This is a genomic window from Ruegeria sp. O11, assembly GCF_056535285.1.
This window is the reverse complement of record NZ_JBQERS010000007.1, coordinates 112,763-137,941: the sequence shown is the minus strand read 5'-3', so window position 1 is coordinate 137,941 and position 25,179 is coordinate 112,763. Positions and strand designations below refer to the sequence as shown.

27 protein-coding genes are annotated in these 25,179 nt (G+C 56.5%); 17 read left to right on the top strand and 10 right to left on the bottom strand.

Going from position 1 to position 25,179, the window contains the following annotated elements:
• Positions 1–36: 36 nt before the first annotated feature.
• The 8 genes from tsaE (at position 37) to ACRZ91_RS14565 (ending at position 9,647) form a co-directional block, all read left to right on the top strand.
• Positions 37–507, top strand: coding sequence for a tRNA (adenosine(37)-N6)-threonylcarbamoyltransferase complex ATPase subunit type 1 TsaE (gene tsaE, locus ACRZ91_RS14600; protein WP_480717006.1), 471 nt, complete (start codon positions 37–39; stop codon positions 505–507).
• On the top strand, positions 504–1,508 hold the full coding sequence (locus ACRZ91_RS14595) for a phosphotransferase (protein ID WP_170773544.1): 1,005 nt from the start codon (positions 504–506) through the stop codon (positions 1,506–1,508). The genes tsaE and ACRZ91_RS14595 overlap by 4 nt, the downstream gene beginning before the upstream one ends.
• Positions 1,505–2,191 (top strand): nucleotidyltransferase family protein, encoded by a 687-nt coding sequence (locus tag ACRZ91_RS14590; RefSeq protein WP_480906572.1) that lies wholly within the window; start codon positions 1,505–1,507, stop codon positions 2,189–2,191. The genes ACRZ91_RS14595 and ACRZ91_RS14590 overlap by 4 nt, the downstream gene beginning before the upstream one ends.
• On the top strand, positions 2,184–5,111 hold the full coding sequence (gene addB, locus ACRZ91_RS14585) for a double-strand break repair protein AddB (RefSeq protein ID WP_480906569.1): 2,928 nt from the start codon (positions 2,184–2,186) through the stop codon (positions 5,109–5,111). Before ACRZ91_RS14590 ends, addB begins: the two co-directional genes overlap by 8 nt.
• A complete protein-coding gene (addA, locus tag ACRZ91_RS14580) occupies positions 5,108–8,467 on the top strand; it encodes a double-strand break repair helicase AddA (RefSeq protein ID WP_480906566.1) in 3,360 nt (1,119 codons plus the stop codon). The genes addB and addA overlap by 4 nt, the downstream gene beginning before the upstream one ends.
• Positions 8,468–8,525: 58 nt before the next feature.
• Positions 8,526–8,846 carry a thioredoxin gene (gene trxA, locus ACRZ91_RS14575; RefSeq protein ID WP_010442999.1) on the top strand — a complete coding sequence of 107 codons (321 nt, stop codon included), beginning with the start codon at positions 8,526–8,528 and terminating at the stop codon, positions 8,844–8,846.
• A gap of 91 nt (positions 8,847–8,937) precedes the next feature.
• Entirely contained in the window at positions 8,938–9,288 is a 351-nt protein-coding gene (locus ACRZ91_RS14570) for a Lin0512 family protein (protein WP_480906563.1), read from the top strand.
• The gene (locus tag ACRZ91_RS14565; protein WP_480906561.1) at positions 9,285–9,647 is read left to right on the top strand and encodes a Lin0512 family protein; all 363 of its coding nucleotides are present in this window, start codon (positions 9,285–9,287) and stop codon (positions 9,645–9,647) included. The genes ACRZ91_RS14570 and ACRZ91_RS14565 overlap by 4 nt, the downstream gene beginning before the upstream one ends.
• A gap of 56 nt (positions 9,648–9,703) precedes the next feature.
• Here ACRZ91_RS14565 and ACRZ91_RS14560 read toward each other — a convergent pair whose 3' ends face one another.
• Positions 9,704–9,901, bottom strand: coding sequence for a DUF1127 domain-containing protein (locus ACRZ91_RS14560; RefSeq protein WP_170542499.1), 198 nt, complete (start codon positions 9,899–9,901; stop codon positions 9,704–9,706).
• A gap of 198 nt (positions 9,902–10,099) precedes the next feature.
• On the opposite strand from ACRZ91_RS14560, the gene hslV reads away from it, so the two are divergent.
• The gene (hslV, locus tag ACRZ91_RS14555) at positions 10,100–10,657 is read left to right on the top strand and encodes an ATP-dependent protease subunit HslV (protein ID WP_170397812.1); all 558 of its coding nucleotides are present in this window, start codon (positions 10,100–10,102) and stop codon (positions 10,655–10,657) included.
• Positions 10,654–11,007, top strand: coding sequence for a hypothetical protein (locus ACRZ91_RS14550; protein ID WP_480717012.1), 354 nt, complete (start codon positions 10,654–10,656; stop codon positions 11,005–11,007). Before hslV ends, ACRZ91_RS14550 begins: the two co-directional genes overlap by 4 nt.
• Positions 11,008–11,036: 29 nt before the next feature.
• Here the strand turns inward: ACRZ91_RS14550 and ACRZ91_RS14545 are convergent, their stop codons facing one another.
• Positions 11,037–12,278 (bottom strand): MFS transporter, encoded by a 1,242-nt coding sequence (locus ACRZ91_RS14545; RefSeq protein ID WP_480610038.1) that lies wholly within the window; start codon positions 12,276–12,278, stop codon positions 11,037–11,039.
• Positions 12,279–12,383: 105 nt separating this feature from the next.
• The gene (locus tag ACRZ91_RS14540) at positions 12,384–12,785 is read right to left on the bottom strand and encodes a DM13 domain-containing protein (protein WP_480906557.1); all 402 of its coding nucleotides are present in this window, start codon (positions 12,783–12,785) and stop codon (positions 12,384–12,386) included.
• Positions 12,786–12,984: 199 nt separating this feature from the next.
• On the opposite strand from ACRZ91_RS14540, the gene hslU reads away from it, so the two are divergent.
• The 3 genes from hslU to ACRZ91_RS14525 all read left to right on the top strand — a co-directional run bounded on the left by hslU (position 12,985) and on the right by ACRZ91_RS14525 (position 16,704).
• On the top strand, positions 12,985–14,292 hold the full coding sequence (gene hslU, locus ACRZ91_RS14535) for an ATP-dependent protease ATPase subunit HslU (RefSeq protein ID WP_170773562.1): 1,308 nt from the start codon (positions 12,985–12,987) through the stop codon (positions 14,290–14,292).
• A 97-nt stretch (positions 14,293–14,389) separates the two neighbouring features.
• Positions 14,390–15,487, top strand: a complete 1,098-nt coding sequence (locus tag ACRZ91_RS14530) for an alpha/beta hydrolase (RefSeq protein ID WP_480906553.1) — start codon at positions 14,390–14,392, stop codon at positions 15,485–15,487.
• A complete protein-coding gene (locus ACRZ91_RS14525) occupies positions 15,484–16,704 on the top strand; it encodes an MFS transporter (protein ID WP_480906550.1) in 1,221 nt (406 codons plus the stop codon). Before ACRZ91_RS14530 ends, ACRZ91_RS14525 begins: the two co-directional genes overlap by 4 nt.
• Here ACRZ91_RS14525 and ACRZ91_RS14520 read toward each other — a convergent pair.
• The 3 genes from ACRZ91_RS14520 to ACRZ91_RS14510 are packed head-to-tail and all read right to left on the bottom strand — an operon-like array spanning position 16,701 to position 18,987.
• Positions 16,701–17,288 carry a Smr/MutS family protein gene (locus ACRZ91_RS14520; protein WP_170773566.1) on the bottom strand — a complete coding sequence of 196 codons (588 nt, stop codon included), beginning with the start codon at positions 17,286–17,288 and terminating at the stop codon, positions 16,701–16,703. The two genes, ACRZ91_RS14525 and ACRZ91_RS14520, sit on opposite strands and share 4 nt — an antisense overlap.
• Positions 17,288–18,328, bottom strand: coding sequence for a murein transglycosylase A (gene mltA, locus ACRZ91_RS14515; protein WP_480906547.1), 1,041 nt, complete (start codon positions 18,326–18,328; stop codon positions 17,288–17,290). Before mltA ends, ACRZ91_RS14520 begins: the two co-directional genes overlap by 1 nt.
• Positions 18,325–18,987: a Tim44/TimA family putative adaptor protein gene (locus ACRZ91_RS14510; RefSeq protein ID WP_010442987.1), complete on the bottom strand. Its 663-nt coding sequence runs from the start codon at positions 18,985–18,987 to the stop codon at positions 18,325–18,327. The genes mltA and ACRZ91_RS14510 overlap by 4 nt, the downstream gene beginning before the upstream one ends.
• 108 nt (positions 18,988–19,095) lie before the next feature.
• On the opposite strand from ACRZ91_RS14510, the gene ACRZ91_RS14505 reads away from it, so the two are divergent.
• Together ACRZ91_RS14505 and secB are read left to right on the top strand one after the other, a co-directional pair.
• A complete protein-coding gene (locus ACRZ91_RS14505; RefSeq protein WP_480655691.1) occupies positions 19,096–19,596 on the top strand; it encodes an FxsA family protein in 501 nt (166 codons plus the stop codon).
• 54 nt (positions 19,597–19,650) lie between these two features.
• Complete coding sequence (gene secB, locus ACRZ91_RS14500; protein WP_010442985.1) at positions 19,651–20,151, top strand: protein-export chaperone SecB; 501 nt, start codon at positions 19,651–19,653, stop codon at positions 20,149–20,151.
• 25 nt (positions 20,152–20,176) lie between these two features.
• Here secB and dnaQ read toward each other — a convergent pair whose 3' ends face one another.
• From dnaQ to ACRZ91_RS14480, 4 genes are read right to left on the bottom strand one after another with little or no spacing between them, the layout of a single operon-like run.
• The gene (dnaQ, locus tag ACRZ91_RS14495; RefSeq protein ID WP_480906543.1) at positions 20,177–20,899 is read right to left on the bottom strand and encodes a DNA polymerase III subunit epsilon; all 723 of its coding nucleotides are present in this window, start codon (positions 20,897–20,899) and stop codon (positions 20,177–20,179) included.
• Complete coding sequence (coaE, locus tag ACRZ91_RS14490) at positions 20,892–21,485, bottom strand: dephospho-CoA kinase (RefSeq protein ID WP_480906540.1); 594 nt, start codon at positions 21,483–21,485, stop codon at positions 20,892–20,894. Before coaE ends, dnaQ begins: the two co-directional genes overlap by 8 nt.
• A complete protein-coding gene (locus ACRZ91_RS14485) occupies positions 21,482–22,315 on the bottom strand; it encodes a shikimate dehydrogenase (RefSeq protein ID WP_480906537.1) in 834 nt (277 codons plus the stop codon). The genes coaE and ACRZ91_RS14485 overlap by 4 nt, the downstream gene beginning before the upstream one ends.
• On the bottom strand, positions 22,312–22,911 hold the full coding sequence (locus ACRZ91_RS14480; protein ID WP_480906534.1) for a Maf family protein: 600 nt from the start codon (positions 22,909–22,911) through the stop codon (positions 22,312–22,314). The genes ACRZ91_RS14485 and ACRZ91_RS14480 overlap by 4 nt, the downstream gene beginning before the upstream one ends.
• 404 nt (positions 22,912–23,315) lie before the next feature.
• Here ACRZ91_RS14480 and ACRZ91_RS14475 point away from each other — a divergent pair, with 404 nt between their 5' ends.
• Together ACRZ91_RS14475 and rho are read left to right on the top strand one after the other, a co-directional pair.
• On the top strand, positions 23,316–23,765 hold the full coding sequence (locus tag ACRZ91_RS14475; protein WP_480717021.1) for a CopD family protein: 450 nt from the start codon (positions 23,316–23,318) through the stop codon (positions 23,763–23,765).
• Between the two features lie 126 nt (positions 23,766–23,891).
• Positions 23,892–25,163 (top strand): transcription termination factor Rho, encoded by a 1,272-nt coding sequence (gene rho, locus ACRZ91_RS14470; protein ID WP_010442979.1) that lies wholly within the window; start codon positions 23,892–23,894, stop codon positions 25,161–25,163.
• The last annotated feature ends 16 nt before the right edge of the window (positions 25,164–25,179 follow it).

The following is a 25,179-nucleotide window of genomic DNA, read 5'->3' as shown; positions in this document are numbered from 1 at the left end:
GTTGCGGCCAACCCGACGTAGGTTCATTGTGGCGCCATGAATGCGCCGCTGAAAATGACTCTCAAATCCCCTCAGGACACTGCGGAAATCGCCACCCGATTGGGGGGTGCATTGCAACCGGGCGACACCGTCCTGCTTGAAGGTTCGATCGGCAGCGGCAAAACCCATTTCGCGCGCGCTCTGATCCAGTCGACGCTGATGAAGCCTGAGGATGTACCGTCACCAACTTACACACTGGTTCAGGTCTATGAGACGCGGATCGGGGAAATTTGGCACTCTGATCTCTATCGGCTTGCATCCGTGGAAGAGATTGAAGAGTTGGGGTTGGTCGACGCATTTGACACCAGCATCTGCCTGATCGAGTGGCCCGAAAAACTGGGTCCGTTGTCCCCACAATCGGCCTTGCTTGTTCATTTCGCAACCGACCCCGACGATCAGGACACCCGGCAAGTTTCACTTACATGGTCGGACCCGAAATGGAGCACCAGGCTGGAGATGATCCAATGACAAACCGGGCCATTTTGGCAGAAGCATTGATCGCGCAGACCCCATGGAGCGGTGCGCAACATGCACCCTTGGCCGGCGATGCCTCGAACCGCCGGTACGAGCGCTTGACCGATCCCGCCACTGGCCGCACAGCGGTTCTAATGGACGCCCCACCCGACAAAGGTGAGTCGGTCGAACCTTTCGTGCGCATGTCGGAGTATTTGCGTTCAATCGGGCTGAGTGCACCAGAAATTTATGCAGAGGACAGCGAATTCGGATTTCTGCTGCTCGAAGATTTGGGCGACGCTCTGTTTGCCCGCGTCTTGCGAGACGATCCAACGCTTGAACGCACCCTGTATGACGTGGCAACCGATGTTCTGGTCCATCTTCACGCGGCCCACACTCTTTCGCTCGACAGCTATGATCCTGCTCTGATGACTGAGCTTGCGGCGCTTTCTTTCACCAAATACGCTCAAGGCATTCAAGGGTCACATGATGAAGAGGCGCGCGCGCGGTTCGAGCTTCGCTTTGCCGATATCCTGCACCGCGAAACCGGCGGGACACGGGTTGTTGTACAACGCGATTATCACGCAGAGAATCTGATCTGGCTGCCTGATCGAGACGGCCTGGCGCGCGTAGGACTGCTGGATTTCCAAAGCGCGATGTTAGGGCACCCGGCCTATGATTTGATGTCGCTGCTGCAGGATGTGCGCCGGACTGTACCTGTTGGCATCGAGATGCGGATGATCGACCGTTATATCACTGCAACCGGTGTTGACGGGCACGATTTCCGTACCGCTTATGCGGTTCTGGGCGCACAGCGCAACCTGCGTATTCTGGGTGGATTTGCGCGGCTGGCAATAGATTATGGTAAACCACATTACGTAGACCTGATCCCCGCTGCCTGGGCCCATTTGATGCGCGATCTGGAGCATCCGGCGCTGGTTCCCGTGGCGGGTCTTTTGCGCAGCGCCCTGCCCGAACCAAGCCCGGAGAACCTTGCAAAGCTGAGGTCGCAATGACCGCTACGCCCCAAGCTGCAATGCTGTTTGCTGCCGGTTTCGGCACCCGTATGGGGGCCTTGACCAAAGACCGACCAAAGCCATTGATCAAGGTCTCCGGGCGACCTTTGATCGACCATGCGTTGGATTTGGTCGATGCGCTGAGACCATTACGTGTTGTCGCCAACCTGCATTATCGCGCCGACCAGATTGCCGATCATCTGGCGGGCCACGACGTGGCGCTGTCGCTCGAAGAGCCGCGCATTCTGGACACCGGTGGCGGGTTGCGCGCAGCGTTGCCGCTGCTTGGTCCCGAGCCGGTCTTCACCTTGAATAGCGATGCGATCTGGGCCGGACCAAACCCGCTGAAATTGCTCAGGGACCACTGGGATCCAGATGAAATGGATGCGCTTCTAATGTGCATTCCGATCGGACAGGCCCTTGGTCATGCCGGTCCGGGTGATTTTACTCAGGACAGCACCGGGCGGATCACCCGAGGCGCAGGTCTGATATATGGCGGGGCTCAGATAATCAAAACCAATGGGCTGCATGACATCCATGAGGACGTTTTTTCCTTGAACGTGTTGTGGGATAAGATGCTGCAGCATAATCGCCTATTTGCGCTGTCCTACCCCGGTCGATGGTGCGATGTGGGGCATCCCGAAGGTATTGATCTGGCCGAGGGGCTGATTGCCGATGTTTGAGCCCAGCGCCCTGCCCCGGGTGTTCGCCGTGCCTCCGGGCGCGGATTTCCCGAAGGTGTTGGTAGACGGTTTGCGTCAACGGTTTGATGGTCGGCCGCCGGATGCTCTGGCGCGGGTTCAACTGGTGATCAACACCCGCCGCATGGCACGCAGGGTACGTGATCTGTTTGATCAAGGACCGCCCTGCTTACTCCCGCGGTTGTCTTTGGTCACCGACCTGGGCGAAAGCGCGGATCTCGCGCAGATCCCGCCCGCAATACCACCCTTACGTCGCAGGCTGGAACTGACGCAGCTGATTGCCAAATTGCTGGATCAACAACCCGATCTGGCCGCGCGGTCCTCACTTTTTGATCTGTCCGACAGCCTTGCCGCGCTGATTGACGAGATGCAGGGCGAAGGCGTCTCACCCGAGGCGATCAGGCAACTGGATGTCAGCGACATGTCCGGTCATTGGGCCCGGGCACAAGCATTTATCGGCATCACAGATCAGTTCATGGAGTCTGGCGCAGATACGCTTGACGCGCAGGCCCGGCAACGCCGCGTGGTCGAAAACCTGATCGCGCGCTGGCAGATCTCGCCGCCTGCACATCCGGTCATATTGGCGGGTTCTACAGGGTCACGCGGAACCACCTTAATGCTGATGCAGGCCGTCGCGCGCCTGCCGCAAGGGGCGCTGGTGTTGCCAGGCTATGATTTCGACCAGCCCGAGCATGTCTGGAGCAATCTAGATGACACCCTGACCTCCGAGGATCATCCGCAATATCGATTCCGCAAACTGATGCTCGGGCTTGGGCTTGGTCCCGATCAGATTCAGCCTTGGACCCCGGAACAGGCGCCCTCACCTGCGCGTAACAAGCTGATCTCACTTGCCTTGCGCCCTGCCCCGGTGACTGACGCCTGGATGACCGAGGGTCCTCACCTAGCTGATCTGAATGGTGCAACCAAGGATGTCACACTGATCGAAGCATCTTCTCCTCGGGCTGAGGCATTAGCCATTGCGCTGCGCCTTCGTCAGGCCGCCGAGACCGGGCAAACCGCCGCGCTCATAACGCCTGACCGGATGTTGACACGTCAGGTCAGCGCCGCGTTGGACCGGTGGAAAATCCTGCCCGACGACAGCGCGGGCCTGCCGCTACAATTGTCTCCGCCCGGGCGGTTTCTGCGCCATGTCGCTGGGTTGTTCGCGCGCCGTCTGGATGGTGAGGCATTGCTGACACTGCTCAAACATCCACTTTGCCATGATGGCGGCGACCGGGGCGCCCATCTGCTGCACACCCGCGATCTGGAACTCGACCTGCGCCGCCACGGCCCGCCCTTTCCCGACAGAGTGAGCTTGACAGCCTTTGCCATTCGCAACGAAGCGCCCGAGGACTGGGTCAGCTGGGTGATCGATGCGTTCTGCGATCAATACCGGCCACAGGAGCAACCGCTGTCAGACTGGGTCGCGCAACTTCGCACACTGGCCGAAACAATCTCGGCGGGCGCCACCGGTGAACCGGGTACATTGTGGGACAAAAATGCCGGCCAAAAGGCGCTTGCGGTAATGGCAGCACTGGAGGGAGAGGCCCACCATGGCGGCGCGATGACCGCCCATGATTTCGCTGACCTTCTGGGCGCGTTATTGGCAGGTGAGGAGGTCCGCGACCGCGATGCGCCCCACCTGCATCTGATGATCTGGGGCACACTTGAAGCGCGCGTACAGGGCGCAGATCTATTGATACTGGGCGGACTGAACGAAGGCAGCTGGCCTGAGTCTGCGGCACCCGATCCCTGGTTGAACCGACAGATGCGCAACGAAGCGGGTCTTTTGCTGCCCGAGCGCCGGATCGGTTTATCTGCGCATGACTTCCAACAAGCCATAGGTGCACCGGAGGTGGTTCTGACCCGCGCGACCCGCTCGGATGACGCGGAAACCGTACCCTCTCGCTGGCTGAACCGCATGACCAACCTTTTGCAGGGCTTGCCCGAACAAGGTGGAACCGATGCCTTGGCGGCAATGCGTGCGCGTGGCCAAAAATGGTTGGATTGGGCAGAAACACTGGAACATGCGCCCCAAATTGCAGCGGCTCACCGACCGTCACCACGTCCGCCCGTCGCAGCACGTCCGCGACGGCTATCGGTGACCGAGATCAAGCGTCTGATCCGCGATCCTTACGCCATCTACGCCCGACATGTTTTGCGCCTGAAGCCTCTTGACCCGTTAGTGCAGGCACCGGACGCTCTGTTACGTGGCATCGTCATCCACGAGGTACTGGAACAGTTCGTGCGCGACAGTGTTCTGGATCCGGCGTTGCTGAGCCGTGAAAACTTCCTGAAACGGGCCGAAGCCCTGCTGCTGCAACACGTTGCATGGCCAACAGCGCGAAAGCTGTGGTTGGCACGGCTAGAGCGGATCACCGACAGTTTTCTATCCGCCGAAATTCACCGCCGCACCGATGGTGGGCCGGTGGCCTTTGAAGTTGGAATGCGTCTAACGCTGGCCCCGTTGGACTTCACCATTGCCGGACGCGCCGATCGGATCGATCGAAGCGGGCAAGGGACTTTGCGGCTCATCGACTACAAAACCGGAACCCCGCCAACGGAAAGCCAGCAGGCAAAATTCGACAAACAACTGCTGATCGAAGCCGCAATGGCCGAGCAAGGCGGTATCGAAGGATTCGATCCGCTTCCCGTTGCGCAGGCGATTTTCATCGGTATGGGCGGCACCTACAAAGAGGTACCCGCGCCCTTTCAGAACGAGCCAACCGACAAGGTACTGGCCGAACTGAAAGAGCTCATATCTGCCTATTTAGAGCCTGATCAGGGGTTCTCGTCACGCCGGATGCTACACAAGGATACGGATGTCGGGGATTATGATCATCTCGCCCGTTTCGGAGAGTGGGATCGGTCGGCAGAAACCGCACCGGAGGACCTGACATGAGCGCCCGCAATGATGCCACCGAACGGCAAGCTCAGGCCGCGCGCCCCGACGCGTCGACCTGGCTGGCGGCCAATGCGGGCTCGGGCAAGACCCGAGTGCTGACCGACCGGGTGGCGCGGCTGTTGCTGGATGGCGTGCAGCCGCAGCATATCCTGTGCCTGACCTATACCAAGGCCGCTGCAAGTGAGATGCAGAACCGGTTGTTCAAGCGTCTTGGCAAATGGGCGATGCTTGGCAACAGCGCCCTTCAGGAAGAACTGGTAGAACTCGGTGTTCCGGGTGTGATCGATCCCAACCGTTTGGCGCAGGCGCGCACCTTGTTTGCCCGCGCCATCGAAACACCTGGCGGCTTGAAGATCCAAACGATCCACTCCTTCTGCGCCTCTTTGCTTCGACGCTTCCCGCTTGAGGCTGGTGTCAGCCCGCAGTTCGTCGAAATGGAAGATCGGGCCGCCGCCCTGCTGCGCGAAGAGATCATCGAGGATTTTGCCGAAGGTCATCAGGCCGCACTGATCGAGGATGTGGCCCGTTTTGTGACAGATACCGGCTTTGACAAACTAACTACCGCCGTCGCGCAGAGGCGAAACCAGTTTGAGGAAGTTCTGCACTGGCCGGACTTATTGCAACGTTTTGATCTGCCACAAGGATTTGATGAACAAGCCTTGCTGCAAAGCGTATTTCTGGGTGGAGAAGTCGACCTGATCCAGTCCATCTTACCTGCCCTGAAAGAGAGCGGCGGAAACAACGCCAAAGCTGCTGACAAGCTTATGGGCTTTGTCGATGCGCGGCTGAGCGACCTCGCGGTGCTGGAAAGCGTATTGCTTACAGGCAAGGCCGCAAAAGAACCGTTTACGGCCAAGGTCAACAGTTTCCCCACCAAGGCGCTACGCGAAGGGGTGTTGGCCGACCGGATGCCCCAGATTGAGGCCCTCATGTTGCGGGTAGAGGCCGCGCGGGAACAGAGGCTGGCGTTGATTGCTGCTCAGAAAACCCATGTTTTACATTGCTTTGCTGCAGCTTTCCTGCCTGAGTACGAGCGGCGAAAACAGCTGCGGGGTTGGCTGGATTTTGATGATCTGATCCTGCGCGCTCGGCAGGTGTTAAATGACCCGGCGGTGGCGGAATGGGTGCTGTATCGGCTGGACGGTGGTATCGACCACATTCTGGTGGACGAGGCGCAGGACACCAGCCCAGATCAGTGGGATGTGATCGAGAAACTGGCGCAGGAATTCACCAGCGGGGAGGGGGCCCGTTCCGGTGTCGAGCGCACAATCTTTGTTGTCGGGGACAAAAAGCAATCGATCTATTCCTTTCAGGGCGCCGACCCGCAGGCCTTTGACCGGATGCAGGCCGAATTTGGACGAAAGCTGCAAGAATCAGGCTCTAAACTGTGGGATTCAACGCTAGAATATTCGTTCCGTTCATCCAGTGCGATCCTAGGACTGGTCGATATCCTGTTTGAAAACCGTGCCGAGGCCGGGTTCCACAAAGACTCGCTGCACCGTGCATTCAAGGCCGATCTGCCCGGTCGTGTTGACCTGTGGCCTGTGGTTGAAAAGGTCGAGGAGGAGGAGGATACCGATTGGACCGACCCGGTCGACCGACCTGGCGCACGGCATCATACGGTTATTCTGGCAGAGCAGGTGGCTCGGTCGATCCGGGACATGATCGATGACGGCGCGACAATACCCGACGATGGAGAAACTCAAGGCACCTATATTCGCCGCAAGGTCCAGCCCGGCGACTTTCTGATCCTGGTCCAGCGCCGTTCGGACCTGTTTGCCGAGATCATTCGTGCCTGCAAAGCTGCTGATCTGCCCATTGCGGGCGCTGACCGCCTAAAAGTGGGCGCGGAGCTGGCGGTCAAAGATCTTGCCGCGTTGCTAAGTTTTCTGGCCACACCCGAGGACAGCTTGTCACTGGCCACGGTCCTTAAGTCCCCATTGTTCGGCTGGTCCGAACAGCAATTGTTCGATCTGGCCCATCGAAGAGAAGAGCCCTATCTTTGGGCCGCGCTGCGTAATCGGGCCGAAGAATTCCCGGCTACGCTGGCCGTTTTGAACGATCTGCGTGGGCAGACCGACTTTCTGCGCCCTTATGACCTGATCGAGCGTATTCTGACGCGTCATGACGGGCGTCGCAAACTGCTGGGACGGCTAGGGGCCGAGGCCGAGGACGGTATCAACGCACTGCTGTCACAGGCGCTGGCCTATGAACGGACGGATATTCCCAGCCTCACCGGCTTTCTGGTCTGGATGCAAACCGATGACCTTGAGATCAAGCGCCAGATGAGCGGTGTCGGCAACATGATCCGAGTGATGACCGTTCATGGCTCGAAAGGGCTGGAAGCACCGATCGTGATTTTGCCGGACACTGGCAAACGGCAGCCGCCGCGCGATGCCGAGATCATGATGGCAGGGGATACTCCCTTGTGGAAAGTACCCTCTGATACCTCACCCGCACTGATTGCTAAGGCGCGTGAAGAAGCTCGAAGACGCGAGGAGAATGAACGGCTGCGCCTTCTTTATGTGGCTCTAACACGAGCAGAAAAGTGGTTGATAGTCGCCGCAGCCGGAGATGTGGGTAAAGATGGCAGCAGCTGGTATCAAATGATCGAGGCCGCGATGGCGCGCGCAGGGGCCACTCAGATGCATGGTTCCCAGACACTTCGGCTGGCGCATGGAGACTGGGATGTATTGCCTGTTGTTGAAAATGACAGCGTCCAGAATATCGAACAAAACCTGCCGGAATTTTTCGATCAGTCAGCGCCGCCAGCACCAACGCCGGTAGAAACATTAAGCCCTTCCGATCTGGGGGGTCCCAAGGCTTTGCCCGGAGATGACGGGCAGGATGAAGAGGCGGCGAAACTCCGTGGAACGCGGCTGCACCTATTACTGGAACATCTACCCGCTGTTGTTCAGGAGCAATGGTCGCATCTTTGCACACGACTGTTGGCCGATATGCAGGATATGGAACGCCAGGAGTTGCTAAACGAAGCCGAGGCCGTCCTGACCGCCGATCATCTGAATCCGGTATTTGCACCGGATGCACTGGCCGAGGTCCCGGTCACCGCCGATTTGAACGGCGCCCGAATGCATGGGGTGATCGACCGATTGATCGTTACCGATACAGAAGTTCAAGTGATTGATTTCAAATCAAATGCGACTGTTCCGAACAGCCCTGAAACCTGCCCCGAGGGGTTGTTGCGCCAGATGGGGGCCTATGCAAATGCCCTGTCGCAAATATTTCCCAAGCACCAGATCCACACCGCAATACTTTGGACCCGCACGGCACATCTCATGTGGCTGCCACACGATATAGTGACAGAAGCCCTGAGGCGTAGCGCTATATCTTGACCTCCTCCCGAACGGCACCTACGTTCTCAGCCCAAGCATTCCCATTCAGGAGACAGACATGTCGACCGTTGCCGTAACCGACGATACCTTTGACGCCGAAGTCAAGAATTCCGATATCCCCGTTGTGGTGGATTTCTGGGCCGAGTGGTGCGGCCCCTGCAAGCAGATCGGCCCCGCTCTGGAAGAGCTAGCCAGTGAATATGGCGGCAAGGTGAAGATTGCCAAAGTGGACGTTGACAGCAACCCGAACGCGGCGGCTGCCATGGGCGTACGCGGCATCCCGGCGCTGTTCATCTTCAAAGATGGGCAGGTCGTTTCAAACCGTGCGGGCGCTGCACCCAAAGCGGCATTGCAAAGCTGGATCGACGAGTCGATCTGAGCCGGTGTGAGCCAATTGCATCAAAGGCGTCTCATGCGGGACGCCTTTTTTGTTTGACCGCACGGATGTGCTGATCTGACGGGAACAAGAAATGGCAAAAACACGAGTTCTGGTAGAATTCGGAATGGGCACGTCGTTGCGGCGTGAGGACTATACCGAGGCGGCGTTGCGCGCCGTCAAAGATGCACTCTGGCATAACTCGGTGAACATGGCAGAGCTGTTCGGGTTTCCGAAAGAAGCCATGATTATTGATGCCGAGATTGGCGTCCAACAACCAGACCAAGTAGATACCGAAGCGCTGAAAGCTGTATTTCCATACGGCCAACCGAATATAACGGTAACGCAAGGCGGCTTGGATATTGAAAAGCCCCACATCGAAGGCCGCACGGTGATCGCCAATGCGGCGATCATTGTGTATTTTGACATGGAGCCCGCGCAATGACCGAGAAACGCATCATTCTGGAGATGGGGACCGGCAATGACCTCTATGGTCAAGACTATACCAAGGCCGCGCGCCGCGCTGTTCAGGACGCACTGCACCACTCGTCAATCACATTGTTCTCTAAGCTGGGCATCAGCCACGAAGAGATGCGCGTTGAGGTCACGATTGGAGTGCAGCGGCCCGATGCGGTTGATTGTGATCTTGTCGCATCTGATCTTCCGCGGGGGCGCGCTTCGGTCCGTGCCGTTAAAGGCGGGCTGGATGTCGAGGACGCCGCGGCAGGCACGCTTCATGTTGTCGCCACCGCTGCGGTTGAGGCATATCTGCCTGATCTGGTGGGTAAATTCGTCAAGAGCTGAAAAAGAAAAAGCCGCTCGTTTGAGCGGCTCATCTTACGTCTAATTCTGATCCTAGATCAGAACTTGGCGATGTCGGCACGGTTCAGGCCGATATCATCCAGTTGCTCATCGCTCAGACGCGCCAGTTCATTGCGGGTCTTGCGAGATTGATACCATTCGACAACATTTTCGAATGAGTGGGAGAATACGTCCACTGCGTGCAGGATGGTGACTGCTCCGAGCGGCGCATGGGTTTTTGCGACAGCGTTTGCCATGTGCGTAGTCCTTTTCAACAGAAACAGCCGACCTGTTGTCGGTTGTGAGCCTCATGTAACGTCACCGGCTGAGTCTCACAAATGCTGACTCAACAGTCCCGGTTTGCATTTTCTGCATATCTTTTGGGCGGTTTTAGAACCGGTTGCGCAGAACCCGTACCCGGCCCATATATGGCAGCACGGATAACGGAGGCATTCATGGCAGACAGCGATTTTCCCGGATGGCACGGCACCACCATTATTGGCGTCAAGAAGGGCGGGCAGGTTGTCATCGCCGGGGACGGGCAGGTCAGCCTAGGCCAAACCGTGATCAAAGGCACCGCACGAAAAGTACGTCGCCTAACACCGGGCGGGTTCGAGGTGGTCGCCGGGTTTGCCGGATCTACGGCGGATGCGTTCACTCTTTTGGAACGGCTGGAAGCCAAGCTTGAGGCAACACCCGGCCAACTGGCGCGCGCTTCGGTCGAGCTGGCCAAGGACTGGCGCACCGACAAATACCTGCAAAAGCTTGAGGCGATGCTGATCGTTACCGATGGTAAGGATCTGCTCGTGATCACAGGGGCAGGGGACGTGCTTGAGCCGGAACACAACGTCGCTGCAATCGGATCGGGCGGCAACTTTGCCTTGGCGGCGGCCCGCGCGATGATGGATAGCGATAAACCGGCCGAGGATGTGGCGCGTGAAGCCATGGCAATTGCTGCGGATATCTGCGTCTATACCAATGGCAATCTGACGGTTGAGACGATCGGATCATGAGTGCAGTTCTGGCAGCGATATTTGGTGGGCTGATTGGCGGCATTGTTGGGCCGATTGTGCTTGAGGAATATCGAAGCCGGAAGCACGCCAAGACATGGAAAGAGCCGCGCAAGAAGCTCCTAGAGTCCATGTTGAGGGATACGAAATACAAGTTCAAAACTCTGGAACGGCTCAGCAGAACAATAGGCTGTACCGAAGATCAAACACGCTCGCTGTTGATCGAGCTGGAAGCCCGAGGCGCTGTTTCTAAGAAGACTAAAAAGGAAATCTGGGCACTGATTGAGCGCGCGCCACTACAGGAAAGCCAGCGCAAACTTGACGAAGAAATAATCGAGGAAGAGCAGGAGTAGGTAACCCCTTCCGCTCCAGCGGATGTTCTTTAGGCCAATAGCGCTTTAATCTCTTTCCCTTTCCAGCGCATGTGCATCCCGATCAGACCCATCAGCGCGGTCACGATTACGATGTAGTAGGGCACGCGGATGTCGATGCTCATCAATCCGCCTCCGATCAGGGACATGATGCCGCCTGCCAGGCAGAACACGGCTGTGGTTACGCCCATAACCCAGCCTTGATCCGTTTCGGAAACGCTGGATGAGAACAAGCCCAGCAGTGTCGGATAAGATACACCGAAGAAGAAATAGAAGAAGAAGACCGGGATGAAGCTCAGCACACCGCTTGGGCTGAAGGCAAAGCCAAAGCCGCAGATCACCATAACCACCAATGACGTATAGATGATCTGGTGCTTGCTGAATCGTTCCTGTGCAGGCTTCACAAGGAAGGTGCTGGAGAAGGCTAGCGCAACGCCGATCACCACCATCGCCATGCTACCTCCGATCACGCCATAGCCCCACGCGCTGGTCAGGAAGTTGTCGACGAACACATAGAAAGTGACGTTGGCAACCATGAACAGCGCATAGACCGGCATGATTTTGAGAACCAAAGGGTGCTCACGGACAGCTATGAGACTATCGGTGATGTCACGGGGACGGAAGACAAAGGGTTCGCTCTCGGTCCTGGTATCCTTGAAGAATGTGGTCACGAGGAAGATCGCGATCAGGACCAGAACAAACGCCCCGTAGAAAGGTGTCTTTAACGTCGCTGCACTGCCCAGCAAGGCGGCATCTGACAGGACCGCGCCGATAATCGGGCCGCCTACAAGGCCAAAGCTGACGCCAGTCACGATGTAGCCCATGTTGCGATCTCGGTCGGCTGCATCCGTGCTGCCGTCAATCATTGCAGCCTGCGCAATCGGCTGATTGCCAGCGGTAAATCCGGTGATCGACCGGCCAATGATCAGTAAAAGCAAGCTGTTCATATAAAGCGCGGCGATGGTCAGGGCGTAGCCGGCCAGCGCTCCGGTCAAGCAAACCAGAAGGGCATTCTTGCGCCCGATGGAGTCCGAGACTTTCGAGACATAGACCACCCCCAGGAACCAAGACAGAAAGAAGCAGCCGATCACCAGACCATAATAGAAATGCCGGGTGCCCATGGCCGTGCTTTCCGGCAGAAAGCCCGACTTTGTTTCCATGATCAGAGAGTTGATTATGGGAAACACCAGACCTTGCCCGATCAGGTCGACAAAAACCACGAACAGCAAGGTAATCTTGGCAATCTTGGTCATAAAAACGCCCCCAGTTCCAATATCTTGGGGCGAGTGTAACAGACAGTTGCACTGTTACCTAACGGCGTGTCAGAGGCCGGAAACTCCGACCTCCGACAGTCGTGATTACTTCAGCGAAGCGACGCCCAGCGGGACACCAGCAACCTCGCACCAGATGTAGACTTCGTTATAGGCCGAGACATCCATGGTTGGCGGAACGGCATAGGATTGCTTGCCGGTCAGGTGCAGCAGCGCGCCTAGCTTGCTATCGGAGGCATATGTGCCGTCCTTGCCAAACGCAACGCGTGGGTCCGGGCCGCCATCCAGCGAAAAATCCTGACCCAGTTCAACGATGTAACGTTCGCCGTCTTTGACCAGCTTCACCGAACCAGTGGTGACGTGGTTCGAGCGACCTTCGAACGTGCCTTTCTTTTTGGCGCCGCCGGCCAGGGCAGAGGTCGTGCCGGCCAGGGTCAGGGCCGCGCCTGTAACTGCAGCTTTCATAAAAAGCGAACGACGAGTCATCATGATGAGGTATCTCCGTAAAATGATGCGAACTGGGGTGTCCGTCGCAAAGGGTTATGCAGCAGTTGCCGCATGATTGACGATTCACATCGCCACGAATTTCCGTGTGCTGTCTGTGAGTTGCCGTGATCTTTCCGTGATCGGCTTGTGTTTTCGCGCCGTATGATTAGGTTCCGCAGCGAAACATACGGATAGAACACTTATGACCGACCTGACCCCGCGCGAGATTGTCTCGGAACTGGACCGCTTTATCATCGGGCAGAAAGACGCAAAGCGTGCCGTCGCCGTGGCGCTGCGCAACCGCTGGCGGCGCAAACAGTTGCCGGATGATATCCGCGACGAGGTCTATCCGAAAAACATCCTGATGATCGGTCCCACCGGCGTTGGCAAAACAGAAATCAGTCGCCGTTTGGCCAAGCTGGCCCGCGCGCCGTTTATTAAGGTTGAAGCCACCAAATTCACCGAGGTTGGCTATGTCGGCCGTGATGTTGAACAGATCGTGCGCGATCTGGCCGATGCTGCGATCCTGCAAACCCGCGAATTCATGCGGGAAGATGTCAAAGCCCGCGCCCATCAAGCCGCCGAGGATCGTGTGATCGAGGCGATTGCAGGCACCGACGCCCGCGAAGCCACGCGTGAGATGTTCCGCAAGAAGCTTAAGGCCGGCGAGCTTGACGATACCGAGATCGAATTGGAGCTGTCCGATACCTCAAACCCGATGCCGATGTTCGACGTTCCGGGCCAACCCGGCAGTCAGATGGGGATGATGAATCTGGGCGATATCTTCGGTAAAGCCTTCGGTGGTCGCACGGTCAAGAAGCGCATGACCGTCGCCGAAAGCTACGATGCCCTGATCGGGGAAGAAGCCGACAAGCTGCTGGACGACGAAACCGTCACCCGCGTTGCGTTGGAGTCTGTTGAGCAGAACGGCATAGTGTTTCTGGATGAGATCGACAAGGTCTGCGCCCGCTCGGACGCGCGCGGTGGCGATGTCAGCCGGGAAGGGGTTCAGCGCGACCTGCTGCCGCTGATTGAAGGAACCACAGTCAGCACCAAACATGGCCCGGTGAAAACCGACCATATCCTGTTCATTGCGTCTGGTGCGTTCCACATCGCAAAGCCCTCGGATCTGTTGCCGGAACTTCAGGGTCGACTGCCGATCCGCGTGGAACTGCGAGCGCTGACTGAAGAAGACTTCGTGCGCATTCTGACCGAAACCGATAATGCGCTGACCCTCCAGTACACCGCCCTGATGGGTACCGAAGAGGTCACGGTCAGCTTCACCGAAGACGGAATCGCAGCCTTGGCCCGTATTGCCGCTGATGTGAACCAGAGCATTGAAAATATCGGTGCGAGGCGGCTGTACACAGTGATGGAGCGCGTGTTCGAAGAGCTTTCATTCACCGCGCCGGATCAGGCAGGTGCTGAGATTACGGTTGATGCGGGGTTTGTGGACGCCAATCTAGGTGAACTGACAAAATCGACCGACCTCAGCCGTTACGTTTTGTAACAGCAGCGAGCCGGTTTTTGCCTGTTGCTCGTGCCCTCGGTCTAGACGCGCGATGGGAATGCGATAGCGTAGTGCTGTAACCGTGTAGGGACATACCGTGCTGCGCTATCTGATCATCTTTATAACCATGTCGTTACTGACCGCCTGCGCGGACCGTTCGATAACCGAGATCACGCCCGAAGCGCTGAAGGTCGGTACCCCTGCAACGGTCTTTGCAGCAACAACCCGCGCGCGCGACATGGATGGTAGCTATGGCGCAAAACGCGCCGAGGCTTTGCGGTATCTTGAGATGACCGTCTCGATCCCGCCGTCGCACACGCCGGGTGACCTAAATTTTTCCTACGCGAACCCGAATCCGAACAAACAGTTTGTTGTAGCGGATGTTACCGAGTTTTCAGGTCCGCAAGATCTAACGGCCCGGTTGCGTGGCGTGGATGACGTGGTGATCTTTGTCCACGGCTATAACGCAACGCAAACCGAAACTGCCTTTCGTGCAGCCCAGCTAAGCCATGATATCGGTATCCCAGGAACCACTCTGATCTATTCCTGGCCCAGCCAGGCGCGCGGAACAGGATATGCCTATGATCTGGACAGTATGCTGTTTGCCCGCGATGGGTTGGAGCAGACGATCCGGCTGCTCAAATCAATGGGCGTCAAACGGGTTATCCTAATCGCGCATTCGATGGGCAGTGCATTGTCGATGGAAATGATGCGGCAAGCCGAACTGCGTGAACCCGGCTGGTCAAACCGCAATCTGGAGGGGGTTATCCTGATCTCGCCCGATCTGGATGTCGATCTGTTTAGGTCACAGATGAACGGTATCAAAAACCCGCCAGATCCGTTTGTGGTGATGGTATCCAGGAAAGATAAGATCCTAAACCTGTCGGCGCGGTTGCGCGGTACTGCGGACAGTAAGAGACTGGGCAATATCAGTTCGGCCGACGCATTGGCCGAATACCCGATAAACGTGATCGACACGACCGCATTCAACAGCGATGCAGGGTCGTCCCATTTCGTGGCTGCAACCTCGCCCGCACTTCTGGCTATTCTCAGCTCGGTCCGCAGGGTCAGCAATACATTCGGTCCTGACCGGCCCGGCATAGATGTGCTCGTCCCTCCCAGCGAACGCAATACGGATGGCGCGACAGAAATCATTCTGACCGAAACCGGGCAGGCGCAGGTCAGCACCCCGTGACGCGACCCGGCCTTCGTCGCTTTCTGATCCAGAATGCAAACTGGCTGGGTGCGGGAGTTCTGCTGACCTTTCTCTCCAGCTTTGGACAGACCTTTTTCATCTCGATCTTCGCAGGAGAAATTCGGGCGGAATTTGAGCTAAGCCACGGAGCCTGGGGTGGGATTTATTCGCTTGGCACAACTGTTTCCGCTCTGGTGATGATCTGGGCCGGAGGTCTTACCGATGTCTTTCGCGTACGCGTGCTGGGCCCCGCGGTTTTGACCGGACTGGCATTGGCCGCGTTGGCAATGGCACTGAATGTTTGGCTTATTCTGTTGCCCGTTGTGGTCTTCTTTCTCAGACTTCTCGGTCAGGGGATGAGCAGCCATCTTGCGGCCGTCGCGATGGCGCGCTGGTTTACAGCGACACGAGGCAAGGCTTTGTCGATCGCAACATTGGGGTATGCAGTCGGAGAGGCACTTTTGCCCCTGACATTTGTTGCCGCTCTGGCGTTTCTGGATTGGCGCTGGTTATGGGGGCTTGCAGCTTGCATAACCCTTTTGGGTATTCCCGTACTGATCCGGTTGCTGCGTCAGGAACGAACACCGCAAAGCTTGGCGACCAAGACCTCGTCTGTCGGCATGCAGGGTCGCCAATGGACGCGTCGCGAGGCACTGTTGAACCCGTTGTTCTGGTTTATGACACCCGCAATCCTTGCGCCTTCGGCCTTTATCACCGCCTTCTTTTTTCATCAGGTGCATCTCGCCGAAATCAAAGGCTGGCCCCACATACAACTGGTCGCTCTGTTCCCGGTCTTCACAGGGGTTTCGATCCTGTCGATGTTTGCAGCGGGCTGGGCGTTGGACAAATGGGGCACGACCCGGATGATGCCCTATTATCAATTACCGATGGCCATCGGATTTGCGATCCTGTCGGTCTCAACTTCGATTGGCGGGGCATTGATCGGAATGGTTTTCCTGGCTCTTACAGCTGGCGCGCATAATCCATTGCCCAGCGCCTTTTGGGCCGAGTTCTATGGCACGCGCCACATAGGAGCAATCAAGGCCATGGCCGCTGCAGTGATGGTTCTGGGTTCAGCAATCGGACCGGCGTTGACCGGTATGTTGATCGACAAAGGCGTTTCACTGAACACTCAATTCTTCTGGATCGCAGCATTCTTCTTGTGCGTCTGCGGCTTGGTTCGAATCGGCATAGCCCGCGCACTTCAATCGGGTTAGCGAACCCGCCTGAGGTACACGTAGTAAGCCCCGTCGCCACCGTGGCTGATATGTGCAGGCGTCACCTGCATCACCGCCTGAGTTAAGGGTGGAATAGAAAGCCAGTGTGGCACCTGGTTCCGCAAAACACCGCGCGGGGTCGGAATTGGCCCGGGCTCGTCGCGATCCTTTCCCTTGCCAGTGATAACCAGCACCAACCGCTTGCCTTGCGCTTGCGCGGTCAGGATAAAACGCACCAAAGCGGGATGGGCTGCGCTCATACGCATCCCATGCAGGTCCAGCTTGCCCTCAGGCTTTAGCTTGCCACGTTTCATGCGCGCAAATGCCTTGGTATCCATTTGCACAGGATTTGCCCGCAATCCTTCGGTGATCGAGGGTTTGAGATTATTCCGCGTGGGTTTGGATTGCGCTGTCTGGCCCAACTCAAATGCTTCGATGCGCGCCTTTGGGGTCTTGGTCGGTTTGGGTTTTGGCAATGTCGTGGGATGGACGGTCTGCGGTATTTCGGGGTGCAATCGTTCAGCTTGTTTGGTGACCTTGCGCCACAGCTCGATCTCTTCTGACGTCAGTTTGCGCCGTGTCATCAGAATTCATCCGGTAACAGGGCATAGGCTCGCTGGATCGGCAAAAGCACGACCATACGACCGGGGTCTTTCAGACGGCCAGCAGCTTGCCCCGCCTCATCCCCAGTACCAAAGAAAATGTCCGCCCGCTGGGCACCCTTAATGGCTGAACCGGTATCCTGCGCGATCATTAATCGCCGTAACGGGGCCTTACCATCCTTCTCAACCCAAACCGGCGCCCCGAGGGGCGTATATGCCGGATCCGCCGCGATGCTGCGCATCGTGGTGACCGAGCGATTCATGGCCCCCAGAGGTCCGAGTTCTGGGGCAACCCGGTTCACTTCACGAAAGAACACATAAGAGGGGTTGTGAAACAACAACTCGGCACCGGCTTCGGGGTTTTTGCGCACCCAGGCCCGGATCATCTGCGCACTGACCTCGTGCGCGCCCAGCGCCCCGCGACGGATCAACTCGGCTCCGATTGAACGATAAGGGTGCCCGTTCGCTCCGCCATATCCAACGCGTAGCGCGCTGCCATCGGGCAAGCGAATACGACCGGAACCCTGAATTTGCAGAAAGAACAACTCGACCGGGTCATCGACCCATGCGATCTCAAGCCCGCGGCCCGTCATCGCGTCTCCGGTCAGCAATTCGCGGCGACTAAGCCACCGATCAGCGCCTCGCGCCTCGGGAGGCATCCGGTAGAGCGGATAGCGGTATTTGCTGGTTGGATATTTAGAGCCGTCCAGTTCGGGTTCAAAATACCCTGTGAACAACGCGTCATCGCCGTCTTCAACCAGAACCGGTCGGAAAAACAGCTCAAAAAACGACCGTGCGGCCTGAGGTTCATAGGTCCGGGCAACGCCACACAGCGCCTGCCAATCCGGATCCTTCAGATCGCCGCAGGTGTTCAGAAAAACTGAAAGGGCTGCCCCGTGATCGTCGGCAGCCCAGCCATCAAGGTTATCAAATGACAGGATCGATCGCGTCGCCTCGGCTCCGGCGGCGCTGGCAGTGGTCATGACGACCCCCAGTAGAAGCGACCGAAGCGCTGCAATCATGCGTCCGTGGCAACAAGTAGCCAGTTCGGATCGTCCGCGCCCATTACACGAGCAAAGGTCCAGCTGTCCTTTTGGCGTTTAACCGTATTGGGGTTGCCTTCGATGATATCCCCTCCGCGATCACGCACGACCGAGGTCAGCTCACCGATAAAGCGCATGGTGATCTCGGCCTGATTGCTGTCCTTGTCGAACGAAACATCTGCCAGAGTAGTTTCACGTACGCCGACAAATTCGGCTTCGATGGTCAGGCCCTTGTCTTCACGATCAGCGACTACTGAGACAAAACTGTCAAAAACCTCTTCGGACAAGAAAGGTTGAATCTCGTCCAGATTGCCTTTTTCGAACCCCATCACGATCATTTCATAGGCACCGCGCGCACCCTGAACAAATTCGCTAACCGAAAAACTGGGCTCAACCCGCTTCATCGCGGCCAGAGTTTGCGCTTGTTCGCTGTCTTCCGCTACATGGTCGGTAATATCGTGATCCGGCCCGCCATCGATGACCTCGAAATCACGGCGCGTACCATTGGTATCTGGCTGTTGTTGAAGGGGTGGTTTTTCAAACCCTTCGCGTGTGCCCAATACGCTTTTTAGACGCAGGATCAGGAAAACGGCAATTCCGGCCAGGACCAGCAACTGGATCATAGGGTTGTCGCTCATTTCATACTCTTTTCAGCGCCAGGACTTTGTGAACCCGGCCTCAAGCCACTATGTAGGTGACAGTTGGGCGCAAGTCCACAGCCCGGCACATGCTAAAGGATACCGCAAATGTACCTGTTCTTGGCTTTTTTATTAGTTCCGATCATTGAGATCGCCCTGTTCATACAAGTTGGCGGGCTGATCGGACTATGGCCAACGCTTGCAATCGTAGTCCTGACCGCCGTTCTGGGCACTGTATTGGTCCGGACACAAGGTCGCACGGCATTGGCCAATCTACAACGATCCTTTGCCGAATTGGACGACCCGACCGAACCGCTTGCACATGGGGCTATGATCCTTTTGTCGGGTGTATTGTTGTTGACCCCCGGATTTTTCACCGATGCGGTTGGTTTTGCATTGCTGGTTCCGGGCATCCGCGTTGCTGTGTTCCGCTATCTGAAATCCAAGGCGACCATCACCCAATTCCAAATGGGCACCGGCGCACAATTTCGATCAGGTCCAGACCCGTTCAATCAGGACGACGTGATTGATGGTGAATTCACTGAGGTCCGACCACGTAACGAACCCGGAAAGCCCTCTAAATGGGTGGAAGGTCCGCACCAGCATTGAGGTACCGCGCCCAAATTGATAAGCAGTGTCGAATTTCAATTCCGGAGTAGATAAATGGCCGAAGAAGACGCCAAAGAAAACACAGCGGCACAAGCCGCACCACAGGTTCAAATGCGCGTCCTAGGGCAATTCATTCGTGATATGTCCTTTGAGAACGTGATGGCGCAGAAAGGCGTCTCAGGCGATGTACAGCCAGAGATTTCGGTTCAAGTGAATCTGGATGCCAAGAAGCGCCCGACCGAGCATCAATTCGAAGTTTCGATCAAGCTGAAGCTGACTTCTAAAGCCAAAGGCCTGGAAGACGTATTGTTCCTATGCGAGATCGACTATTGCGGGTTGTTCCACGTGGAGGGCGTGCCCGAGGATCAGGTGCATCCGTTCCTCATGATCGAATGCCCACGCATGCTGTTCCCCTTCCTGCGTCGCATCGTTAGCGACATCACCCGCGACGGTGGGTTCCCGCCGGTAAATCTGGATAACATTGATTTCGTGGCGCTTTATCGCAACGAACTGGCGCGCCGTCAGGCCGCACAAGCGCAAAAAACCGACGCTTAAGACATTGACCCGCGGCTGGCTAAGATCAGGCGCGGGTCCACAGGGCATTGTCGCCCAGTTTTTCCACAAATTCATGATGTGCTGCGCGTTCATCCTCGGTAATCCGGGGTGGCAATGCATTGGGTCGTGCCGTTGGGCGCCATTCTTCTCCGCCTCCGGCCATCTCGGTTGTAGTTGCCGACAGGCCGAAATCAGGCTGACGTCCTCCGATCAGCTCCAGATACACTTCAGCAAGGATCTCCGAGTCCAGAAGCGCCCCGTGTAACACCCGGTTCGAATTATCGATAACAAACCGACGACACAACGCATCCAGCGAGGCGGGCGAGCCCGGGAACCGTTTACGCGCTATGGCCAGTGTGTCGATTGCCTGATCCATGGGAATCAGTGACGCGCCCATCCACCTCAACTCGGCATTCAGAAACTTCATGTCGAACGAGGCGTTGTGGATCACCAGCTTGGCATCGCCCACAAAATCGCGAAATCCTTGCCCAACCTTGGCAAAGACAGGCTTGTCCTTAAGCGTCACTTCGCCTTTTTCCGGCGGGCGTGGATTCTCCAGCAAGTCGGGGCCGATTCCGTGAATCCCGAACGCCTCATCAGGCATTGAGCGTTCCGGGTTGATATAGACATGATAGGTCTCTCCCGTGGCCACGTGGTTCCACAGCTCCACTGCGCCGATCTCGACAATCCGATCACCGCTTTCAGGATCAAACCCGGTGGTCTCGGTATCGAGTACAATCTCACGCATCTGCCATCCCCGCCCGTATCTGCCTGATCACATCCTGCACCTGCACGCGGGCATGGTCCAGACTATCCGTTTCAATCACAAAATCAGACCGGGCACATTTCTCGTCATTAGTCATCTGTTTGGCACGGATCTGCTCAAACTGTTCCTCAGTCATCGTACCACGCGCCATGACGCGTCGTTTTTGTTCATCAGCCGGAACCCGGACACAAGCCACAGCGTCCATTGCAGTTTCACCCCCGGTTTCAAACAACAAAGGTATGTCAAACACTAAGATATCGGCGGATGCAGTTACACGAAACGCCGCGCGATCCTCGGCAACCAAGGGGTGTACGATATTCTCAATTATTTTCAATGCATTAACATCATTCGAAATGATCTGTTTTAGAGCTTCGCGGCTAACGGCTTCCTTTACTATCGCAGATGGAAACACCTTGCGCATAGGCTCAACTGCAGAACCACCCTTAGCATAAAGCCGATGGACCGCCGCATCCGCATCCCAAAGCGCGCACCCTTCATCTGCAAACATCTGAGCGGTCGTGCTTTTGCCCATCCCGATTGATCCGGTGAGCCCGAGTGCAAAACTCATGCCAAGGCCGCCGCGCGCGTTTCGGCATCAACTTCAGGACGGACGCCGAACCAGCGTTCAAATCCGGGAACAGCCTGATGCAGCAGCATTCCCAACCCGTCGACAGTGGTACATCCCGCCTCCTCCGCCTGTTGCAAGAGACGCGTTTGAAGCGGAGCATAAACCAGGTCAGTGACAACAGCGCCGGGTTGCAATCCGTCCAGCGGAACGCGCAGTTCCGGCTGCCCCTGCATACCCAACGAAGTCGTATTGACGACCAGTTCGGCATTCTCGATCACGTTTCCTGCCTGCACCCAATCCACGACTGTGATCCGCTGGCCGAACTCTTCTTTCAATTGATCGGCGCGCGTGCGCGTGCGGTTTGTCAGCAAGATTTCTGGCACGCCAGCCTCTGCCAAAACCTGCAATACAGCACGGGCGGCACCACCTGCACCAAATACAACCGCCGGACCATCTGTCGGGTTCCAATCTGGCGCGCCCGCGCGCAGGTTTGCCATGAAGCCGTACCCATCCGTATTGTCCGCATGAATCGAGCCATCCTCGCGGAATACAAGTGTATTTGCCGCCCCGATGACCGAGGCCCGATCCGAGACGTGATCTGCCAAGCGCAAAGCCGCTTCCTTGTGCGGCACAGTCACATTGGCCCCAACAAACCCAGCTTTGGGCAGCGTGTGCAGAACAGTTTCCAGATCGGCTGGCGCGACATCCATCGGGATATAATGCCCTGCCAACCCATAGGTTTTCAGCCAATGACCGTGCAGCTTTGGTGACCGGGAATGCGCAACTGGATGCCCAATCACTCCGGCCAGAGGAATTCGATGGTCCGTCATTGATCGATCACTCCCTTCACGGCCAGAAAATTAAGCAGCTCCAACAGGGGCATACCCAAGACGTTAAAATAGTCGCCGTCAATGGTAGCGAACAGACGTGCACCTTCTTCTTCCAGCTTATAGACCCCCACCGCATGACGAATGCTTTCCCAGTTGCGCGCCACATAATCGCGCAGATAGGCATCCGAGCTGGCCCGCATCCGCAAGCGCACCTGACCGACATGCCGCCAGATCGGCTCACCATCCTGATAGATCACCGCGGCGGTCAGCAACATATGCCGCTTGCCGCGCATTGCTTTTAGCTGCGCCAGTGCTTCTTCCGGCGATTCCGGTTTCGACAAAAGCTGACCATCGAAGTCCAGAACCTGATCACAGCCCAGAACCATGGCACCCGGAACCTTGTCACTAATTTTACGCGCCTTCATCTCGGCCAGTGCATCAGCGATATCGCGGGGCGATGCCCGCTCGGCCAATAGCGAACGCTTGGCCGTATCTTCATCCACACGCGCGATCTGAACTGAAAACGGGACGCCCGCGTTTTTTAGCAACCGGGCCCGGATCTCGGACCCCGAGGCAAGGACTATGGGGACAGTCATGTGGAAAACCCCGTGTGCAAATCATTGAGTAGTCTTGAACGGTTTGTATGACTTTCCGGTTGACACGCAACCCCGGGATTTTGGCACAAGACTTCCCCGAGTCGCCCGGATCCTGTCCAGACGGGACAAGGATAAGTCGAAAAGATCGGATAAGCAGGCTATCCCAAGATACCCTATTGGTTATCCACAGATAATATTATGAGTGATCATCTTAAGTATCTGTAATTATGTTGTTTTTAATAAATATCAATAGATCCTAAAACTCAGCGATTTATTTCGTCCACCTGGGGAAAAATGCAGAACAAAAAAGTAATCCACTGATTTTGATCTCCCTACAAAACCATCTTCCTTTTTCTTTCTTTATTTTTTTATTAGGAGGGTTCCAGGCAGATCCGGGAAGCCCGATGACCGACATTCTTTTCGCAATATACCCTTGGGTGAAATCACTGCACATCATGGCGGTGATTTCTTGGATGGCCGGGTTGTTCTATTTGCCCAGACTGTTTGTGTATCACGTCGAAAAAGCGCAGGCCGTGAATGGTGCGCAGGAAATTTTCTTCGAAATGGAAGAAAAGCTGATGCGCGTGATCATGCGTCCAGCAATGATCGTGGCCTGGATCTGCGGGCTGATCATGGTGTTCACGCCCGGTATCGTCGGATGGGATTGGAGCTGGCCTTGGGTCAAAGGTGCGGCTGTGATCGGGATGACCTGGTTTCATCATTGGTTGATGGCCCGGCGCAAGGACCTTGCTGAGGGGCGAAATAAGCTCACTGGGCGGCAGTATCGCATGATGAATGAGGTTCCGACCATTCTGATGGTTGTGATCGTTCTGGCGGTCGTACTGAAGTTCTAAGGGCCTGTTTGACTCTTCTTAAGTAAGCGCTTATCTATCGCGTAACGCGCCCGTCCGGGCGAGGTATCTTCCGTTCTGAAATTCCACTCTGGTGCCGCGATCCAAGCGGCCAAGGTCCGTATCATCATGACAACTGAATCCCTGAATCTGGCTGACCTTAAGGCCAAAAGCCCCAAAGACCTGCTCGCCATGGCCGAGGAGCTTGAGATCGAGAACGCCTCGACCATGCGCAAAGGCGAAATGATGTTCCAGATTCTGCGCGAACGCGCGGATGAGGGATGGACCATCGGTGGCGATGGCGTGCTGGAAGTGTTGCAGGACGGGTTCGGTTTCCTGCGCTCGCCCGAGGCGAACTATCTGCCGGGCCCAGATGATATCTATGTTTCGCCCGATATGATCCGCAAACACTCATTGCGGACCGGGGATACGGTTGAAGGTGAGATCAAAGCGCCTGACGAAAACGAGCGTTACTTTGCGCTGACCAACGTCACCAAGATCAACTTTGAGAATCCAGAAAAAGCCAAACACAAGATCCTGTTCGATAACCTGACGCCTCTGTACCCAGATGAGCGTCTGAAAATGGAAATCGAAGATCCGACCATCAAGGACAAATCAGCCCGCGTGATCGATCTGGTTTCACCGATTGGTAAGGGCCAGCGTTCGCTGATCGTAGCGCCACCGCGGACCGGTAAGACGGTGATCCTGCAGAACATTGCGCATTCCATCGAGCAGAACCACCCCGAGTGTTATCTGATTGTCCTGCTGATTGACGAGCGACCGGAAGAGGTGACGGATATGCAGCGCTCGGTGAAGGGAGAAGTTGTGTCTTCGACCTTCGACGAACCGGCAACACGCCACGTGGCTGTGTCGGAAATGGTGATCGAAAAAGCGAAGCGTCTTGTCGAACATAAACGAGATGTTGTTATTCTTCTCGACTCAATCACAAGACTTGGTAGAGCGTTTAACACCGTGGTGCCATCTTCGGGTAAAGTTTTGACCGGTGGTGTGGACGCAAATGCCCTTCAACGGCCCAAGCGCTTCTTTGGTGCTGCGCGGAACATTGAAGAGGGTGGTTCGCTGACCATTATCGCCACCGCACTGATCGACACCGGTAGCCGGATGGACGAGGTGATCTTTGAAGAGTTCAAAGGCACCGGTAACTCGGAAATCGTTCTGGATCGCAAGATCGCAGACAAACGTGTGTTCCCGGCAATCGACATCCTTAAGTCTGGTACCCGGAAAGAGGACCTGCTGGTCGATAAGGGTGATTTGGCCAAGACATTCGTTCTGCGCCGCATCCTCAACCCGATGGGTACGACCGATGCGATCGAGTTCCTGTTGTCGAAGTTGAAACAGACGAAGACAAACGGCGAATTCTTCGACTCGATGAATACCTGACACAGGTCTTAACCAA